Raw genomic sequence first — 17,973 nt, forward strand, 5'->3', positions numbered from 1 at the left:
ACAACCCTTATGCTTCTCTCTTAATGTGTCTATGGATCTATCATTAATTTCATAGGAAATGTATAGAAAGCTTACTTTTAGCCGAGTCTAGTAGCTATAACTCTATTAACTTTTCTAGGAGGAGCTATAGCTATGAAGTTTCGTAAACTATGTATATCGACCTTATCCTTAATCCTGTTGCTTGGTTTGTGGTTCATGCAATCCAAGGCGTACTCGTATCCGTCGAGCTATGAAGATATGGATATGTCCCCTGTCTATGTGGCCTCTACGAGTGGCAGCCCGGATCCTTCGACTTCAGAAGCTCCGGCCACTGCAGTCGAGCAAGCTGCGACAACATACAAAGTAAGCCGAGGAGACACCCTGTTCAAAATAGCAAAAAGCTTTGAAATCGCTGTCGATGACCTCATTTCTGCGAATTCAATTTCGAATCCGAACCAACTGACGATCGGACAAAGTCTAACCATCCCCCTTGTCGCTGTAGCCTCTGCATCATCTGAGGGACAGCCTAAAATTATCAAAAAAGTCATTAATACAACGTTAACCGCCTATACCGCGGGCTTTGAATCGACAGGCAAAAAAGCCTCTCACCCTACATACGGCATCACGTATAGTGGTATCAAAGCTAAGGAAGGGCGCACGATTGCTGTAGATCCAGCCGTCATCCCCCTAGGATCAACGGTTTTCATCGAAGGCATTGGCATTCGGAAGGCAGAAGATATCGGATCGGCCATTCGCGGCTCTAGAATTGACGTCTTCATGAATGATTTGGGCCAAGCGCAGGAGTTTGGTGTGAAAAAGAACGTGAAGGTGTACGTGTTAGATAGGGAAACCGTGTAAGGTTGAATGCGCTGGATTGAAGGAGTTGCCAATGGGCAGCTCCTTTTTTGTATGGCAGCAGCCTTCAGATAAAGGGGATGCACGTCTATCACAGGTCGTAGACCCACCCCGACTAAGGTCTAGGAGCAAATACCGTCCACGGTCCGTTTTGGAAAGACGCGATTTTACCTAGAATAAAGACATGAAGAAGACGACGACAAACAATGAAAGGCGGTGACGAAACGATGAAAAGAAATACAGGTTTAGCCGCTCTGCTAATCGCATTCGGCGCACTGATTTTATTCAATAAGCTAGGCTTTCACTTAGGAGACTTTATTGGATCGGTGATGGGATATGTGATCCCCCTCATCATGGTTGGACTGGGTTACCTAGGGATTAAGAACGATAAGAAAATAGGATGGGTAATCGCCGGTATCGGTATCATCATTCTAGTAAGTAAGCTGGCGGGTTGGATCATTATCCTTCTGGCAATCGGATTAATCGGATATGGATTTTCCATGTTAAAAGGAAGAACAGCTTAACGTAACCAAATAAAGAATCGAATACAGAGTGTGAAAAAGGTGGAGTGAAGATGAGCCTATTTAGGCGGATGAGAGATATAACCGTGGCAACTTTAAATGAGCATTTGGAGAAGTCGGAAGATCCGGTACGCTTGATTGACCAATACTTAGCAGCCCAGCGTGAGCAGCTTGTACAGTCAGAAAGATTGTATCAGCAATGCGTAAGTCATGCAGCATCACTTCGGCAGCAATATTTAACGGCATTAGAAACGAAAGAAAAGCGCGAGCATCAAGCGCTGCTGGCTTTGAAGGCTGGCGAAGAACATATGGCACGCATCGTGCTGCAAGAGAAATTGCAGGCAGAAGAGAAAAGCGTGCAATACCATGATCTGTATGAGCAGGCGAAGCAGTCCATCCTTGAGCTTGATGAGGAGCTGCAACAACTGAAAGCAGATTACAAAGAAGTCGCAGACAAACGAAGCTACTACTTGGCTCGTATGGAGTCCGCTCGCTTGCAGCAGCGCATGCATGCTCGCAGCAATGTCACACAAGATGGGGCACCGCGGATGTTCGGCCGATTGGAAGAGCGCGTATCCGATATGGAGCTGCACGCCAGAACGCTTCGCGATGTTAGGAAGATGGGTCGCGAAAGCTTCTACAGTGGGGGCAACCCGGCTGTAGATGCGGAAATGGAAGCACTTCGCAATAGACTGAAACAGGAGGGAACACAGGATCATGAACAAACTATACCGCTCACGAAGAGATAAGAAATTAACGGGCCTATGCGGGGGACTTGCAGAAGCCATGAATGTAGATGTCACACTATTACGTTTACTAGTCGTGATCACCACGTTTTTCACCGGAGGCACCGTCATTTTCGTCTACTTTGTAGCGGCGATTGTAATTCCGAAGGAACCAGGGTTTGATCAGCCCCCATTTGATCCCTATGCAAGCTCGTATGGAGGGGGATCATGGAATCATCATAAATCCCATAACCACCATAATCACAATAACCATCATAACCACCATAATCACCGCCAAACACCACAACCGACTAGCAAGTATGCTTCCTATGAAGCGAGCCAGCCAATTAACAACATCGATGAGATGATGAAAGACATTGAGAAGAAAGCTTTGCAAAGAGAAGTAGACGAACTAAGAGCCAAAGTCGCTCGTTTTGAAAAACAAACAATGGATAGTAAAAAAGGAGACGTGTAAACCATGGGTGTATTTACAAGAATGAAAGATATGACGAAAGCTTCAATTCACGAGGTATTAGATAAAATTGAGGATCCAATCGTAATGTTGAACCAATACCTCCGCGATATGGAGCAAGAAATTGCCCAGGCGGAAGTAACGGTTGCTCGCCAAATCGCAAGTGAGCGCAAGCTGAAGCAGCGCCTTGAGGAATCCGTTCGCTTGGTAGCTGACCGCGAAGCGAAAGCATCCGCAGCAATTAAAAACGGCCAAGAAGCGATTGCTCGCCAAGCGGTTGAAGAAAAACTGTACCACGAAGATAAAATTGTTGAGTACACAGATCTACACGCTTCTGCGAAAGCACATGCAGATGAGTTGACACAACAATTGCACGAGATGAAAGATGAATTCTACAAAATGCGCAACAAGCGCAACGAGCTTGTATCCCGTGCACAATTAGCGAAAGCGAAGAAACAAATGGCACAAGTATCCTACAACGGTGTCATCGAGAGCGGCAACGCGTCCCGCGGCTTCCAACGCATGGAAGAGAAGATCATCCAGCTTGAAGTTGAAGCTGAGATCGCTCGTAAGCCGTACGTACCAGCAGGTGGCGTAGGCAGCTATACGCCAATCGACACAACGAAGCAAGCCAAAGTAGACGAGCAGCTGAACCTGCTCAAAGAGAAATTTAACGGTCAAGCTGCTGAGTAGCAACTTGCGTGTGAAGTGCGGAAAGCCCCTCCTGGTGAGGGGCTTTTTTGTATTCGTGAGTGGCAACGCGTAAGCTGCCCAACATGCTGACACTTACATTCATGCTCAACATGGTGCCGATTAGTGGATGAATGGGTCACGAAGAGGAACGTAGATACACTATTTGGCAGAAATCGGCTGTTTCGAACTCGGAAGGGAACGTAGATACACTAATCGTTCGATATTCGGGTATTTAGCCGTTTTTTGAACAAATAAGACACCGACGTTCCCCTTGGATGACCAATTCACTTGTTTAGCAACCGATAGCGCATCCTCGTTCCCTTCAAATTGGAAATGTGTTTCTGGTCGCTGGCACCCCACCCCCAACACACCCCCAACTCCACCTCCACCCCCATCCCCACCCCAACCCGCATCCCATAGTTACGGAACGTGGTTCCCTTATTCGGGTTAAAACTAGCTAAATCAGCCAGATACGGAACGTGAGGGCGCTATTCCTCATTTTTTTCGAAAAATACGGAATTCACGATATTAGAGGAACGACGTTCCGCAAACCTAGCGAATTCGTTGTTTTCGCCGAATTAGCGGAACGACGTTCCGTAACTCCAAGGCATAGCTACTTAAAACCGGTTATCCACACAGAGTACCTCAGCAGCTACATTTTCGTTCCCCGTCCCCCAAGCGCCTATACTTTCTCATCTCCATACCTCACCACCGGCACAAGCACGCCAACCTCAAATCAGAAGATTTTCAACATTTTTGAAGAGATTTATCCACTCTCATTCCAGCTTCTGGCAGGTAGAATGAACTCAATAACGAGGGACATGACGATCTGGGGTACGAGGTGAGATATGCGATGAGTGAAGAAGTTTTGCTTAGGATGGAAGGCATAGAGAAGCATTTTCCTGGGGTGCATGCGCTGCACCAATGCGGACTAACGCTAGCAGCAGGCGAGGTGCATGCGTTAGTCGGTGAGAATGGAGCAGGGAAATCGACGTTGATGAAAATTGCCACGGGTGTGTACCAGAAGGACGAAGGTCGCATCGTGATGAAGGGGAACGAAGTGAGCATCCCCCATACAAGAGCAGCACAGCAGCTAGGCATCTCGATGATTCACCAAGAGCTGAATCTGATGCCAGATTTGACGATAGCGCAAAATATTTTCATTGGGCGCGAGCCGAGACACGGTATCAAGCTATTCGTTGATGAGCGCAAGCTGAACGAGCAAGCGCAGAGGCTCCTCGATCAAATGAATCTACAACTGGATCCACGAACGATGGTGGCCGATTTGACGGTTGCCAAGCAGCAGATGGTGGAGATCGCGAAGGCGTTATCCTTTCAATCCGAGGTGCTGATCATGGATGAGCCAACAGCCGCACTTACGCATGCTGAGATTGAGGAGCTTTTCCGGATCATCAATCAGTTGCGCAGTCGCGGTGTAGGGATTGTCTACATCTCCCACCGAATGGAGGAGCTGAAGCGCATTAGCGACCGCATTACGGTGATGCGTGACGGGCGCTATATTGATACGGTACCAACGGCGACGACGACCATCGATCAAATTATTTCCATGATGGTTGGACGCGAGCTGTACGTCAGCCCGAATCAACTCTCAACTAACACTTCACAGACGAAGGTGCTTGAAGTTTCTAAGTTAAACCGCGGGTCTGCGGTGAAGGACGTGTCCTTCCATCTAGCCAAAGGAGAAATCCTCGGCTTCGCCGGCCTCATGGGAGCGGGGCGCACGGAGGTGGCTAGAGCCATTTTCGGCGCAGATCCCATCGATTCCGGAGACATTCGCATCCACGGCAAACAGGTCAACATCAAAGCGCCGCATGATGCCGTGAAGCACGGTATCGGCTATTTATCCGAAGACCGCAAGCGCTACGGGCTCATGGTGGACATGGATGTGAAAATGAACATCGCACTCGCCTCTTACCGAAAAGCGCGACGACTAGGCTGGATGCAAGATGGCATCATCGGCCAGACCGCGCAGCATTATGTGGAAGCGCTTCAAATCAAAACGCCAACCATTCATCAGCAAGTGAAATTCCTATCTGGCGGTAACCAACAGAAGGTCGTTATCGGCAAATGGCTGCACCGCGACTGCGACATTCTCATTTTCGATGAGCCAACAAGAGGCATTGATGTAGGAGCCAAAACCGAGATCTACAAGCTGCTCGATGAGCTCGCCGCACAGGGGAAATCGATCATCATGATCTCCTCGGAGCTGCCTGAAATATTGCGCATGAGCCATCGCATTATGGTCATGTGCGAAGGACGCATAACCGGAGAACTTACACAGCAGGAAGCCACCCAAGAAGCCATTATGAGATTCGCTACGATGCGGATCAGTTAGGAGGAGTCCCATGTCAACATGGCTTGCACAGAGAAAAATCGTCCCAACCCTGTCCAAACAAAGCGGGGCTGCACAGAAGTTGTTGGCATTCGCCAGCTTGATTATGCTCGTCCTCATCTTTTCGTTATCGTCGAGCAACTTTTTCCAATTCGATAACTTAGTCGCGATCATGCTTTCAACCGCTGTTATTGGGGTTCTAGCCTTGGGCTCTACGTTCGTTATCATTACGTCCGGTATCGACTTGGCTGTAGGAACGGTGATGACCTTCTCAGCCGTGATGGCTGGTGTGATCATTACAACGTGGCAGTTGCCGATGCCGCTCGGCATACTCGGAGGCATTCTCGCCGGCGCAATCTGCGGTCTCATTAGCGGACTCCTCGTAGCCAAAATGAAAATTCCGCCCTTCATCGCGACGCTCGCCATGATGATGGTGACGAAGGGCTTGTCGCTTGTTATTTCTGGTGCGAAACCGATTTATTTTAACGACACACCCGCATTCACCGAAATTTCAATGGGCTCGATCATCACTGGCATTCCGAACGCGATTCTCATTTTCTTCGGAGCCGCGCTTGTAGCCAGCATTATTTTAACCAAAACGATTATTGGTCGTTACAACTTCGCCCTAGGAAGCAACGAAGAGTCCACAAGACTCTCAGGGGTTAATGTCGACTACTGGAAAATCGTGATTTACACACTGACAGGTGTATTTAGTGGGATTGCTGGCATCATGATGGCCTCCCGTCTTAATTCCGCACAGCCCGCACTCGGTTCTGGTTATGAGCTAGAAGCAATTGCAGCCGTTGTTATCGGCGGAACTTCCCTCAGCGGGGGCAAGGGCTCTATCCTTGGAACGGTCATCGGGGCGCTGATCATGAGCGTGTTAACGAATGGACTGCGGATTTTATCCGTGAAGCAAGAGTGGCAGACCGTCATTGTAGGTATCGTGATTGTGTTGGCAGTTTACGCTGATATGATGCGCCGTCGCAAGAAATAACCTTGGTATTTACTCCACAAGGAGTCCTATACAAACCAAATTAGGAATAAGGGGAGATCAACCGTGCAAAAACGGACTAAGAAATGGGCAGTTGCGTCATCGTTAATCTTGCTATCTGCTATCGTTTTGAGTGCATGTGGTTCCACTTCAACGAAAACAGCAACATCCACAGCAGGTACAACGACAGCAGCCGTGAAATCAGATAAGATCTACATTCCTGTCATCTCCAAGGGCTTCCAGCATCAGTTCTGGCAAGCGGTTAAGCAAGGTGCGGAGAAAGCAGCGAAGGAATTCAATGTGGAGATTACATTTGAAGGTCCTGAAACCGAAACACAAGTCGATAAGCAAATTGAAATGCTGCAAGCGGCACTGGGCAAAAAGCCTGCGGCTATCGCATTCGCTGCGCTTGACAGCAAAGCGGCTTCACCGCTGTTAGAGAAAGCGAAAACGAGCAAAATCCCGATTATCGGCTTCGATTCCGGTGTGGATAGCGACATTCCGGTAACGACTGCCGCTACGGATAATAAAGCTGCTGCCTCACTAGCCGCTGATAAAATGGCTGCACTCATCGGTAATGAAGGCGAGATTGCGCTAGTTGTGCATGACCAAACAAGCCGTACGGGTGTTGATCGCCGAGATGGTTTCGTGAACCAAATCAAAGCGAAATACCCGAACATCAAAATCGTAGATACGCAATACAGTGGTGATCCACTGAAAGCAACAGACTTATCCAAAGCGATCATCCAAGCTCACCCGAATATTAAAGGAATCTTCGGTTCTAACGAAGGTGCAGCCATTGGGGTTATTAATGGCATTACAGAAAGTAAAAAAGACGGCAAAATCGTCGTTATCGGCTTCGACTCCGGTAAACAACAAATGGATGCCATTCGCAGCGGTAAAATGGCTGGCGCGATTACGCAGGATCCAATCGGCATCGGTTACTGGTCTGTGAAAGCAGCTGTCCAAGCGATTAAAGGTGAAACGGTTCCGAAAAATATCGATACCGGCTTCCACTGGTATGATAAAACAAACATCGATGCTGCGGATATCAAGCCGCTCCTATATGAGTAAGATCAATGAGGCTAGCCCCTAAGGGCAGCCTCTATTGTCAGTTAATGGGACTGCTGTGTACAATACACATAGTGCCTAATTCGATTTCGCCAGAGGTGAACCCAGATGTACACAATCATCATGATTGATGATGAGGATGAAGTCAGAGAAGGCATCAAGAAGAAAACGAACTGGGAAGCTTGCGGCTTCCAACTTGTTGGCGATTACGATAATGGCCGTGATGCCTATGAAGCGGTTGAGCGGCTGCAGCCAGATGTCGTCATCACCGACATTAATATGCCGTTCATGGACGGACTTCAGCTCACGGAGCGGATTGTCGCCAAGTATCGCACCATCAAAGTCGTTATTGTAACCGGTTACGAGGATTTTGACTATGCAAAGCAAGCGATCAAACTGAAGGTTAAGGACTATTTGTTGAAACCAATCAATAGTGCAGAATTCACAGAATTCCTACAGAAGCTATGTCTCGAGCTGGATGAGGAGCGTAAGCAGCACGAGGACATCACGTTCCTTCGCCGCCAATTCCAAGAGAGTATGCCTTTGCTTCGCGAGCGATTTTTGGAACGATTGGTCACGTCCGGTATGCGGAAAGACGAAATCGAGCGGAAGCTGCCGATGTTTGGTCTGCACTTGAACAGTTGGGGTTCGGGGCATACCGTGCTCGCATTGGATATTGATGATTTCGGACGGGAGCTGTACAGCGACCAAGTGGCGGAAGAGGAGCTGCTGCGATTTGCGGCTTATAATATTTTGCATGAAATTGTAGAGAAGGAGCATGGCGGTACCGTTTTCCGGACGCGTGATGATAAGCTTGTCGGGCTCGTTTCGGGCGATGAGGATCAAGTCGAGGTCATCTGTCAGATGCTTGCCGAGCAAGCTAGATATAGTATTGAGAAATATTTGGGCATGACTGTCACGGTAGGCATTAGCCGCAAGTATAAGGGATTGCAGGAGCTGCCGAAGGCTTACCAAGAAGCGCTTACGGCATTGGATTACCGTTTTATGCTGGGAAATAATCGTATCATAGCCATTGGAGATATGGAGTTCGGGAGCAGTCAAGATAACACGAGCTATTTACGTATTGAGAAGAGATTGATTGCAGCGATCAAAACAGGTGAAAAGACCGCCATTACGAACACCCTGCACGAGTGGATTGACGATTTGAAGAAATCGGCGTGTCCGATGGAATCTTGCTACGGCAAGCTGCACAAGCTGCTCGTCGCCCTGATGAATGCTGGGGTGGAGACGGGGCTGGATGAAGATGACGTGCTGGGCGATCATTCCTTCATGGAACTCTACACACGCAAGACATTGGATGATGTGCGGCTATGGCTAGAGGGCATTTGTTTAGCGTTCGTAGATCGACTTGCAGAGAAACGTACTCATGTGTCAGGGGCGCAATTGGAGTCAGCTGTAGCCTATATCCATGAGCATTATGCCGATGAACAGCTTTCGCTGCAGCAGGTGTGCAATCATATCTATATGAGCATGAGCTACTTCAGTGCATTATTTAAGCCGTATACGGGAGAGACTTTCATTGAGTATGTGACCCGATATCGGTTGGATAAAGCCAAAGAAATGCTAGCAACCACGCAACTCAAAACTTATGAGCTTGCAGCGAAGGTAGGTTATTGGGATCCGCAATATTTTAGTGTTATTTTCAAAAGACATACAGGCATGACCCCAAAGGAGTTCAGAGCGGCGAACAAAGCTGGGCTGAGCATATGAGTAATTTACTTCGATCTTTTCAATTTAAAAGCATTCATACGAAGTTCGCATTGGCCTTTTCTTGTTTAATTTTATGTACAACCGTCATTCTCAGCTATAGCGCCTATCGGCTCTCTACAGTCGCCGTTACGGATGCTTCGCTGACCTATACGAATCAGCTGATTGAGCAAGTGAATAAGAATATCCAAACCTACATTGGCAATATGGAGAGCATTTCTACCCTTTCTTTGAGCAACACGGATCTGAAGCAATATCTTTCTTTGAAAAATACGCAGGAAGCCGAAGCTCAACAGTTGAAGCGACAGATCAGCAGCTATTTCAGCACAATCGTTGCCTCGCGAAATGATATCGCTTCCATTGTGTTCATAGGTTCCAATGGCGCCGTTGTATCGGATCGGGTGTCACCCGAATTTAAGCCCTATGCCGAGCTGATTTCACAGGAATGGTACAGCAAAGCGAACAGGAGCAAAGGAGATATCGTCATTTCCTCCTCTCATGTGCAGCATGTGTATCAAAATGAATACAAATGGGTCGTTTCCATCTCGAAACAGATGCCAAGTCCGGGGCCAGGCGGCGCAAGCGGGGTGCTGCTCGTTGATCTGAATTTTAACCTGATTAATGATTTATGCAATCAAATTCAATTGGGTCAGCGGGGATACGTATTCATTCTTGATCAGAGCGGCGATCTTATTTATCATCCGCAGCAGCAGCTGCTGTATTCGGGCTTGAAGTCTGAGGATATCCGGGCATTGATGCAGTCCCAGGATAGCACGTTCGAGACGGTGGCGACGGGTGAAAATAAGATCTATACCGTGCGGACAACGAGCTTTGGTTGGAAAATGATTGGCGTAACCTATGCGGGTGACCTCAGCGGGAACAAAAAAGAGATGCAGTTGACCTCCGCCATGTGGGGAGGGATTGCGCTGATTATTGCGCTGGCGATTTCGATTTGGCTGTCGATCACGTTGACTAAACCGATTAAGCAGCTCGAAGTACACATGAAGCAGGTGGAGAAGGGGAACTTTGATATCCGTGTTGATGTGGAAGGCGCGAATGAGATTAGCAAGCTGTCACGGACGTTCAATCTGATGATTAGCAAAATCAAAGAGCTGATGAGCCAGACAGTACTGGATCAAGAGGTCAAACGAATTAGCGAGCTGAAGGCATTGCAGGCGCAAATTCAGCCTCACTTTCTATACAATACACTGGATTTGATTATTTGGATGGCCGAGATGGGGAAAGTCGATGATGTCGTGACGATGACCTCTGCCTTGTCCAAGTTGCTGCGTTCGAGCATTAGCAAAGGAGAGGAACTCGTTCCAATCCGTGTGGAGTTGGCCCATATTGAGAACTATTTAACGATACAAAATATCCGTTACCGCAATAAATTTACGTACGATATTGAGGTGGAAGCGGATCTCTTGGAGGATCTCAGTTTGAAAATCGTGCTGCAGCCGCTGGTGGAAAATGCGATCTATCATGGCATGAAGCATTTGGCCGAGAGCGGGCATATCCGTATTACCGGGCAGAAGCGGGATGGTGTCATCGAACTGAAGGTCATGGATAACGGCGTTGGCATGAGCGACGAGCAATTGAAGGCTTTAAGGCTGAAGACGACACAGCAATCGCAGTCAGGCAAAGGCTTCGGTGTGCCGAATGTGAATCACCGCATTCAGTTGTATTTTGGCGAGCTGTACGGATTGCAATTCGAAAGCGAACTGGAGGAGGGGACGACAGTCACGATTACTTTCCCAGTAATGCCGCCCGTTCCGGGGCAAAGTGAAGGCTAGAAGTGAGGTGTTCTTTTGAAAATTAGAGTGAGTGCTGTTGTGATTGTGCTTGCCGCTGCTGTTATTGGGATCGGGGGATATCTGATCTTCGCTAGCCAATTCGCGCCTAAGAATAATTCAATTATTGTCATCCCCAAGACGATTGATCCACATGTGGAATTCTGGCAGGTGTTGAATCAAGGCGTGTTTGCGGCCGCGAAAGAGTATAATGCAGAAATTAAGATCGTGGGAACAGCTTCGGAATCACAAATCGAGGAACAGATTAAGCTTGTGGAACAGGCGATAGCGGAAAAGCCGAAGGCAATTATCCTAGCGGCGACGGATTACAATCGATTAGTTCCTGTTGCTCAGCGTGCGATAGATGCCGGAATTACGTTGATTACAGTAGATTCGGGTTTAGAAGGCGGCGTTTCAGCTAGCTTGATTGCGACGGATAACTACGCGGCTGGGCGCAAGGCTGTGGAGACGATGAAGGGCTATGTGCAGGGAGCGGCTACGTATGCTATCGTTATCTTTGTGAAGACATCCAATACCCAGATGGACCGTGAGAACGGAGTACGGGATAGTTTGAAGGGGGAGACCTCCGTTAAGCTGCTAGATACGTTGTACAGTAACGGGTCAGAGGATAAGGCCTATGAGCTGACAAAGGAGCTGCTAAGGGAGCATTCGGAGATTAGAGGGATATTTGGTTTGAATGAGCCCTCCACCATGGGAGCGGCGCGTGCGCTGAAGGAGTTGGATCCGGATCGAGCGATTAAGCTAGTCGGCTTCGACAGTTCCATGAACGAAATATCGTTCCTTGAAGCAGGGATTTTGCAAGGGACGGTTGTACAGAAGCCTTTTAACATGGGATATCTCGCAGTCAAAACTGCGCTCCAGGCTCATCGTGGGGAAACGGTTAAACGTAAGATGGATACGGGCTCTGAGGTTATCACCAAGGAGAACATGTATACGAATGAGAACCAGAAGCTGTTGTTCCCTTTTGTCGGGAAATAGAAGGAAAGTGACGATCTCGGTCGGCGTGACCAGCGGGCATTTCGAGGGATTTAGACAAAGGTTCGCGCACTTCTGCACAATTTCCCAGGAAATAGTAAGCATCTTGTCGAAAGTTAAGTGCATGAATGTTATGTTAAGGGAAAAAGAGTCGGAGGTCATTTATGCCTGAAGTGGTACAAATCGGACCGTTGCAATTGCAGGGGCAGTTAGTCGCACTGTTATTGGCGTGTGTGCTCGGGTTTTGGCTGATGCGGCGCGTAGTGCGGCAATGGAATCGGGTAGAGCTGGAAGGGTCTGAAGTGCCTGAAGTGCCTGAAGTGCCTGAAGTGCCTGAAGTGCCTGAAGTGCCTGAAGTGCCTGAAGTGCCTGAAGTGCCTGAAGTGCCTGCTGCTGCTCGGGTAGCTATAAAAGGAATGGATGATTTGATTTTAAACGCTGTCTTAATCGTGTTCTTTACATGGCGATTGGGTAGTCTACTGACGCAGCCATCCTTGCTGTGGGAGAGCCCGATGAAGCTGCTTCTGACAGCCGGTTCCAAAATGGAGATCATAGTAGGCATCGTACTAGCGTACATCTACTTAACATATCAGGTGCGTAAACATGGCATTGCTTGGCGGGTTTTGCTGGACATGCTTGCTATCGGTGCTGCCTCAGCTATGTTTCTTTATGCGGCATTAACGCCTTCTTATGGACTGCCAACCCAGTTGCCCTGGGGGATAGGCGTGGAAGGCACCGTGTCGAGGTTTCATCCCCATCATGCGTACCTAGCCATCTTATTGGTGCCCTTACTGGTGTGGCAGCAGCTGTGGACAGTTCGTTCGACAACGGTCTTAGGAACAGGCAGGCTTCTGAAAAACACCTTGTTCTACGGCGGTGCAGTGGGGATGGTTGCGAGCTATTTCGCGTTGGCGGAGCCAACCGCGGTGTATCTCACCCCTGTGCAGTTACTGAATTTACTCATGCTGATTATTGGAATGAATCTCCCTATTTTGTCACATACTACGGGCAGAAGGGAGCTGATGGATATGAGTCAGAATGATTCCAAAACGCAAATCCAGCAAGAACAGCAAAACCAAGAACGCGATAAAAAACCTGCAAGTAAAGAGGGCTATGATAAAAAACTGGACGGCCCCAACCGCCCTTCCACATGAGCCAAGATCAGAAGAAATCAGCCACCTCTTCGAAGGATCAGAGTGAGCTAGACCCTTTTGAGATCGATTTTTTGCCGCAGTTTGAGCAAGGGCGAGGCCCGCGTGCGCCATTCGTGAATGAGTATGGGGTTACGATCGGCGATCATGATTATGAATCCGACAATTCTCCTCTAGAGCAATGGACATCGGATACGAACCCCGAGGTCATGGCGGGAGATCAGTGGGTTCATCCCTTCAAGGATGTCGGCTTCCAAAGTGCCGAGAATCGGGAGCTATTTGAGGAAGGCATCAAACCGCAAAGCGGGATTTTTACCCACGCGGATAAGAATGTGGCATCTGTGACGGCAGAAGCTACCACCAGTAAAAAGAATGATAAAGCGGAAGCCTAACAGCTTTCGCTTTATTTCTATGCCATGCAGCTGAGACATTGGACTTTGCTTTCATCGCTAACGGATGTATAATATAAATTGTAGTCATTACGTTTTAAGAGTAACTATTAAATCCTAAGGGGTGGCACATATGGCAATGTCTTTTGATTCATACATGAAAGATATGGTTAAACCGATGAGAGAAGATTTGACTCGTCTGGGTATTACGGAGCTTCTGACTCCTGAGCAAGTAGAGGAAGCAATTGAAAAATCCAAGGATGGCACGATGCTGCTTGTCGTGAACTCCGTTTGTGGCTGTGCAGCTGGTCAATGTCGTCCAGGTGTTGCGAAAGCCCTACAGAACGATACAACACCTACTTACACATACACTGTGTTCGCAGGTCAAGAGAAGGATGCTACGGCCAAAGCGCGTGAATATTTGGCGCCATACCCGCCATCATCCCCATCCATTGCGTTGTTCAAGAATGGTGAGCTAGCTCACTTCATTCAACGCCACCAAATCGAAGATCGTTCCGCGGATATGATCGCTGGCGATTTGATTGGTGCTTTTGAACAATATTGCAAATAATAATTGTTAGGCATATAGAGGCCCTACCTGCCAATGAGCAGGTGGGCTTTTTTTATTTGTCCTTCCGGATCCCTACGTGTATCGGCTTTTAAACTAGTTCTCTGAACTGCCTTACTGTTTCTGGAGGAATAACTGTATAAAGTACAGCTAGTTTTTGCGTTTTCATCTGCATATGGAGTTTAACTGGAAAATATACAGCTAATTTCGATTGAATCATCGGTTTTAGCTGAAATGGCTGGAATTAGCTGTAGAGAATCCATTTATTCGCTGAAAATGCGCGATTGGCGTGAAATTAGATGTAGGAAATCCAGTTAATCTCTTGTTCTTTCGATTACACTTTGAAATTTGAGGGCCGAAAGTCTATACTAGATCTCAAAGAAGGCATCATTCCAAAATTTAGATAAAAGGTGGAGAGTTGCATGAGCTTGCAAGCAGAAATCATCGCAAAACTTGGCGTTAAACCTGAAATTGATATTGATGAAGAGATCCGCAAACGTGTGGATTTCCTGAAAAATTACGTGCTAAGCGCACACGCCAACGGCTTGCTGATTGCGATCAGCGGCGGTATTGACAGTGCGGTGGCGGCAGGACTGTGTAAGCAAGCAACGGATGAGCTCACAGAAGAAAAGGGAAAAGAATACAAAACGGTCGGCGTGTTCCAGCCTTATGGCCAGCAAGTCGATATCGAAGATAGCTACGCGGTGGCGAAAGCCTTCGATTTGAAATACCAAATCGAGAACAACATCGAAGAGTCCGTCGACGAGATTGCCATCGAAGTCGAATACGGACTCAAGCATATCGGCGTTCACCAGCATGTGAGCCGCGGCGGCAAAGGCAACATCAAGGCGCGGACGCGCATGGTGATGCAGTATGCCTTGGCTTTTGAGCTGGGCTTGATCGTCGTGGGAACGGATCATGCGTCCGAAGCGGTCACCGGCTTCTATACGAAGTACGGCGACGGTGCGGTAGACATTACACCGCTGAGCACGCTGAACAAGCGCCAAGTGCGTTCGCTTGCGGCGAAGATCGGCGTGCCGCAAAGCGTGTTGGATAAAGCCCCGACAGCAGGGCTTTGGGACGGGCAAACCGACGAGGACGAGCTAGGTATCACCTATGGTGATAACAGTGACTACCTCGAAGGCAAGCAAATTGATCCAGCGATTCAAGAAAAGCTGGAGAAGCAATATGTGAAAACCGAGCACAAGCGTGTTCCGATTCCAGGCATTTAGTTATTAGGGTTCAGAGACTATCCATGTTTAATATGGATAGTCTTTTTCTTTTTCTTAAAATTACGCAGCTTGACAAAGTTGGATTACAACTGTAATATTCAACTTGTATTACAGTTGTAATCCAAGCGAAAGGAGGAAACGATGTGAAGACGGTCCCTCATATTACGGATGCCGAATGGGAAGTTATGAAAGTACTCTGGAACGAATCACCACGCACAGCCAATGAAGTTATTGATGCCATGCAGGAGCGGACAGAGTGGAAGCCCAAAACGATTCGAACGTTGTTGAACAGGCTAGCGCAGAAACAGGCGATCTCGTTTACGCAGGAGAACAGGGTGTATGCTTATTTCCCTTTGGTGTCTGAGGGCGAGTGTGTGAAGTCGGAGACGCAATCTTTTCTGAAACGAATTTATGGCGGGGCTTTTAAGCCAATGCTTGTTAATTTTTTGAAAGAGGAGCAGTTGTCGGAGGAAGACATCAAAGAGTTGAGAGAGATGCTGGACGGTAAAAACAAATGACAAGTACTCCAGCAAGGTTCCACTTCTAGGAAAGAAGGGAGGGGTGAAGGTGAACCCAATGCGTGAACTGCTTACAGGCTTTTTTGATTGGATCCTATCGGTATCGGTCATGGCAACCATTACAGTTGTGTTCATCATGCTGATTCAGCGCATCCTGCATAAACGGATTAAACCTAGATGGCACTATCTCATGTGGTTGTTGGTGCTCGTAAGGCTGCTCCTGCCTTGGCACTTGGAGAGCAATGTAAGCATTTATAATTGGTTATCCTACCCTGATACGATTCACGAAATCAATCCAGCCAATGAGATAGGAACACATGAGGAATTGGCAATGGGTGACTCGTTGGCGAATATTTTGTATCAATATGCGATGTACGTATGGGTGCTTGGAATCGTCCTATTTGCGATATATACCTTCGTGATCAACCGTAAATTTGTGCTGAAAATAACGAAAGAAACGAGACCGATCACAGATATCGGCATATTACAGTTATTTACTCAGAGCCGACAGCTAATGTCGATACATAAACCGGTCACATTAGTGGTATCGGACAAATTGTCGATGCCTACGTTATTTGGCTTCAGGAATCCCTGTCTAGTCATACCGCAGTCGGTCATTAACAGTTTAAACCATGAGCAGTTACAGCATGTTTTTCTACATGAACTGGCACATTGCAAACGAAATGATATTGGCGTCAATTGGCTGATGCAATTTCTATTGATTATTCATTGGTTCAACCCTGTACTTTGGTACGCGCATCAACGGATGCGTGAAGACCAGGAGATTGCAAGCGATGCTTTAGCCCTTTCTTATATAGAACCAGCTCGAAGAGAAGAATATGGCTATACACTCATTCAATTATTGGAAAGCTATGTGCGACCCGTAAGTGTCCCAGGTAATGTTCATTTATCCGGAAACAAGTCACAGTTAAAGAGGAGAATTATGATGATTAAACAGTTTCAATTTAATTCATACCGGTGGTCGTTCCTTGGTTTGGCTGCCGTTATTATCATTAGTGGTTGCTCGTTGACGAATGCTAGTGTGGATAAGAAGTCAGCAACTGAAACGAATACGGCGGTTGTTGATCAAAAGACAACAGATACGAGTTCGCTAACAACGGGGACAAATACCAGTGCCAATACGAATACCTCTGTGGATAAAAGCAGTGAAACCAAGGTTGCCGACACAGTAACACCAAACGTTCCGACTACTCCGACTGTGGAGTCTAGTCCAGCACCTACATCAGCACCTGTTCAAGTGACAGAGGGATCTAGATCAGTTCTTGTCCCTGCACCAGCAGCAGCAGAAGCAGAAGTAACTAGATCAGCCCCAGCGCCCGCCCAAGTAAGAGAGGGGAGCAGATCAGTACCAGCGCCAGCAGCAGAAGTATCCAGATTAACTCCAGCTCCAGTCAGAGCAACGGAAGGGACGGGATCACGAACTGCTCCAGCCCCAACAGCGGAAGTATCTAGATCAACTCCAGCGGCTGTACCAGCCCAAGCAGTAAGAAATTAATTTCATAAGAGGACCCGAGGCAAATTGCCTTGGGTCTTTTTTTATATCAAATAACTGTAAAATATACAGCTAATATTGCCGTATTATCTAAGATTTAGCGAATAGATGGAAAAACTACAACTAATAGCAGGGAGATTGGCGGTTGGGTGAACTTTGGTGGAAATTAACTGTAGGAAATCCATCTAATGCTCCAAAATGGGGAGAAGCAGCAAAATTAGCTTCATAAAATCCATTAATTTGTTTCGTGCGGCGTAGATTAGGTTGGATGGTTAAGCGGTTTTAGGAGTAGACGGAGGAGTAGGAGTAGAAGTCATCCAAAAAATAGTAACCATAGCTGAAATTTGAAGCCTTACATCGTCAGAATAGAAGACCTATAATAAGTGAAGTGAAAGTGCTTACATAGAAGATGACACAGGAGGTGC

18 protein-coding genes are annotated in these 17,973 nt (G+C 47.5%); 17 read left to right on the plus strand and 1 reads right to left on the minus strand.

The window, feature by feature from the left end; translation table 11 throughout:
• Positions 1-132: 132 nt before the first annotated feature.
• The 5 genes from HQN88_RS26330 (at position 133) to HQN88_RS26350 (ending at position 3,245) form a co-directional block, all read left to right on the plus strand.
• A complete protein-coding gene (locus HQN88_RS26330; protein ID WP_173118133.1) occupies positions 133-837 on the plus strand; it encodes a 3D domain-containing protein in 705 nt (234 codons plus the stop codon).
• A 224-nt stretch (positions 838-1,061) separates the two neighbouring features.
• Complete coding sequence (locus HQN88_RS26335; protein WP_057314263.1) at positions 1,062-1,358, plus strand: LiaF transmembrane domain-containing protein; 297 nt, start codon at positions 1,062-1,064, stop codon at positions 1,356-1,358.
• Positions 1,359-1,408: 50 nt separating this feature from the next.
• Positions 1,409-2,104: a PspA/IM30 family protein gene (locus HQN88_RS26340; protein WP_173118135.1), complete on the plus strand. Its 696-nt coding sequence runs from the start codon at positions 1,409-1,411 to the stop codon at positions 2,102-2,104.
• Entirely contained in the window at positions 2,073-2,555 is a 483-nt protein-coding gene (locus tag HQN88_RS26345; protein ID WP_173118137.1) for a PspC domain-containing protein, read from the plus strand. The genes HQN88_RS26340 and HQN88_RS26345 overlap by 32 nt, the downstream gene beginning before the upstream one ends.
• A gap of 3 nt (positions 2,556-2,558) precedes the next feature.
• Complete coding sequence (locus HQN88_RS26350; protein ID WP_173118139.1) at positions 2,559-3,245, plus strand: PspA/IM30 family protein; 687 nt, start codon at positions 2,559-2,561, stop codon at positions 3,243-3,245.
• A 159-nt stretch (positions 3,246-3,404) separates the two neighbouring features.
• Here HQN88_RS26350 and HQN88_RS26355 read toward each other — a convergent pair whose 3' ends face one another.
• Positions 3,405-3,614, minus strand: coding sequence for a hypothetical protein (locus HQN88_RS26355; RefSeq protein WP_173118141.1), 210 nt, complete (start codon positions 3,612-3,614; stop codon positions 3,405-3,407).
• Positions 3,615-4,098: 484 nt separating this feature from the next.
• On the opposite strand from HQN88_RS26355, the gene HQN88_RS26360 reads away from it, so the two are divergent.
• From HQN88_RS26360 to HQN88_RS26415, 12 genes are all read left to right on the plus strand, one after another.
• Positions 4,099-5,601 (plus strand): sugar ABC transporter ATP-binding protein, encoded by a 1,503-nt coding sequence (locus HQN88_RS26360; RefSeq protein WP_173118143.1) that lies wholly within the window; start codon positions 4,099-4,101, stop codon positions 5,599-5,601.
• Positions 5,602-5,611: 10 nt separating this feature from the next.
• Positions 5,612-6,595, plus strand: a complete 984-nt coding sequence (locus HQN88_RS26365) for an ABC transporter permease (RefSeq protein ID WP_173118145.1) — start codon at positions 5,612-5,614, stop codon at positions 6,593-6,595.
• A 63-nt stretch (positions 6,596-6,658) separates the two neighbouring features.
• Positions 6,659-7,666 carry an ABC transporter substrate-binding protein gene (locus HQN88_RS26370; protein WP_173118146.1) on the plus strand — a complete coding sequence of 336 codons (1,008 nt, stop codon included), beginning with the start codon at positions 6,659-6,661 and terminating at the stop codon, positions 7,664-7,666.
• Between the two features lie 105 nt (positions 7,667-7,771).
• On the plus strand, positions 7,772-9,394 hold the full coding sequence (locus HQN88_RS26375) for a response regulator (RefSeq protein ID WP_173118148.1): 1,623 nt from the start codon (positions 7,772-7,774) through the stop codon (positions 9,392-9,394).
• Positions 9,391-11,184 carry a cache domain-containing sensor histidine kinase gene (locus tag HQN88_RS26380; protein WP_173118150.1) on the plus strand — a complete coding sequence of 598 codons (1,794 nt, stop codon included), beginning with the start codon at positions 9,391-9,393 and terminating at the stop codon, positions 11,182-11,184. The genes HQN88_RS26375 and HQN88_RS26380 overlap by 4 nt, the downstream gene beginning before the upstream one ends.
• A 15-nt stretch (positions 11,185-11,199) precedes the next feature.
• A complete protein-coding gene (locus HQN88_RS26385; protein WP_173118152.1) occupies positions 11,200-12,180 on the plus strand; it encodes a substrate-binding domain-containing protein in 981 nt (326 codons plus the stop codon).
• Positions 12,181-12,341: 161 nt separating this feature from the next.
• Positions 12,342-13,331, plus strand: coding sequence for a hypothetical protein (locus HQN88_RS26390; RefSeq protein WP_173118026.1), 990 nt, complete (start codon positions 12,342-12,344; stop codon positions 13,329-13,331).
• Entirely contained in the window at positions 13,328-13,720 is a 393-nt protein-coding gene (locus tag HQN88_RS26395; RefSeq protein WP_173118154.1) for a DUF3905 domain-containing protein, read from the plus strand. The genes HQN88_RS26390 and HQN88_RS26395 overlap by 4 nt, the downstream gene beginning before the upstream one ends.
• A gap of 130 nt (positions 13,721-13,850) precedes the next feature.
• On the plus strand, positions 13,851-14,288 hold the full coding sequence (locus HQN88_RS26400) for a BrxA/BrxB family bacilliredoxin (RefSeq protein WP_028555397.1): 438 nt from the start codon (positions 13,851-13,853) through the stop codon (positions 14,286-14,288).
• Positions 14,289-14,707: 419 nt separating this feature from the next.
• The gene (gene nadE, locus HQN88_RS26405; RefSeq protein ID WP_173118165.1) at positions 14,708-15,517 is read left to right on the plus strand and encodes an ammonia-dependent NAD(+) synthetase; all 810 of its coding nucleotides are present in this window, start codon (positions 14,708-14,710) and stop codon (positions 15,515-15,517) included.
• 185 nt (positions 15,518-15,702) lie between these two features.
• A complete protein-coding gene (locus tag HQN88_RS26410) occupies positions 15,703-16,035 on the plus strand; it encodes a BlaI/MecI/CopY family transcriptional regulator (protein ID WP_063795619.1) in 333 nt (110 codons plus the stop codon).
• A gap of 58 nt (positions 16,036-16,093) precedes the next feature.
• The gene (locus HQN88_RS26415; RefSeq protein WP_246320482.1) at positions 16,094-17,551 is read left to right on the plus strand and encodes a M56 family metallopeptidase; all 1,458 of its coding nucleotides are present in this window, start codon (positions 16,094-16,096) and stop codon (positions 17,549-17,551) included.
• Positions 17,552-17,973: the final 422 nt, after the last annotated feature.

The organism is Paenibacillus qinlingensis, from assembly GCF_013204845.1.
Classification (GTDB): Bacteria; Bacillota; Bacilli; order Paenibacillales; family NBRC-103111; genus Paenibacillus_E; species Paenibacillus_E qinlingensis.

Coding starts and splice junctions, on each gene's coding strand:
- HQN88_RS26330 (WP_173118133.1), top strand. CDS start 133: ATGAAGTTTCGTAAACTATGTATATCGACCTTATCCTTAATCCTGTTG.
- HQN88_RS26335 (WP_057314263.1), top strand. CDS start 1,062: ATGAAAAGAAATACAGGTTTAGCCGCTCTGCTAATCGCATTCGGCGCA.
- HQN88_RS26340 (WP_173118135.1), top strand. CDS start 1,409: ATGAGCCTATTTAGGCGGATGAGAGATATAACCGTGGCAACTTTAAAT.
- HQN88_RS26345 (WP_173118137.1), top strand. CDS start 2,073: ATGAACAAACTATACCGCTCACGAAGAGATAAGAAATTAACGGGCCTA.
- HQN88_RS26350 (WP_173118139.1), top strand. CDS start 2,559: ATGGGTGTATTTACAAGAATGAAAGATATGACGAAAGCTTCAATTCAC.
- HQN88_RS26360 (WP_173118143.1), top strand. CDS start 4,099: ATGAGTGAAGAAGTTTTGCTTAGGATGGAAGGCATAGAGAAGCATTTT.
- HQN88_RS26365 (WP_173118145.1), top strand. CDS start 5,612: ATGTCAACATGGCTTGCACAGAGAAAAATCGTCCCAACCCTGTCCAAA.
- HQN88_RS26375 (WP_173118148.1), top strand. CDS start 7,772: ATGTACACAATCATCATGATTGATGATGAGGATGAAGTCAGAGAAGGC.
- HQN88_RS26380 (WP_173118150.1), top strand. CDS start 9,391: ATGAGTAATTTACTTCGATCTTTTCAATTTAAAAGCATTCATACGAAG.
- HQN88_RS26390 (WP_173118026.1), top strand. CDS start 12,342: ATGCCTGAAGTGGTACAAATCGGACCGTTGCAATTGCAGGGGCAGTTA.
- HQN88_RS26395 (WP_173118154.1), top strand. CDS start 13,328: ATGAGCCAAGATCAGAAGAAATCAGCCACCTCTTCGAAGGATCAGAGT.
- HQN88_RS26400 (WP_028555397.1), top strand. CDS start 13,851: ATGGCAATGTCTTTTGATTCATACATGAAAGATATGGTTAAACCGATG.
- nadE (WP_173118165.1), top strand. CDS start 14,708: ATGAGCTTGCAAGCAGAAATCATCGCAAAACTTGGCGTTAAACCTGAA.
- HQN88_RS26410 (WP_063795619.1), top strand. CDS start 15,703: ATGAAAGTACTCTGGAACGAATCACCACGCACAGCCAATGAAGTTATT.
- HQN88_RS26415 (WP_246320482.1), top strand. CDS start 16,094: ATGCGTGAACTGCTTACAGGCTTTTTTGATTGGATCCTATCGGTATCG.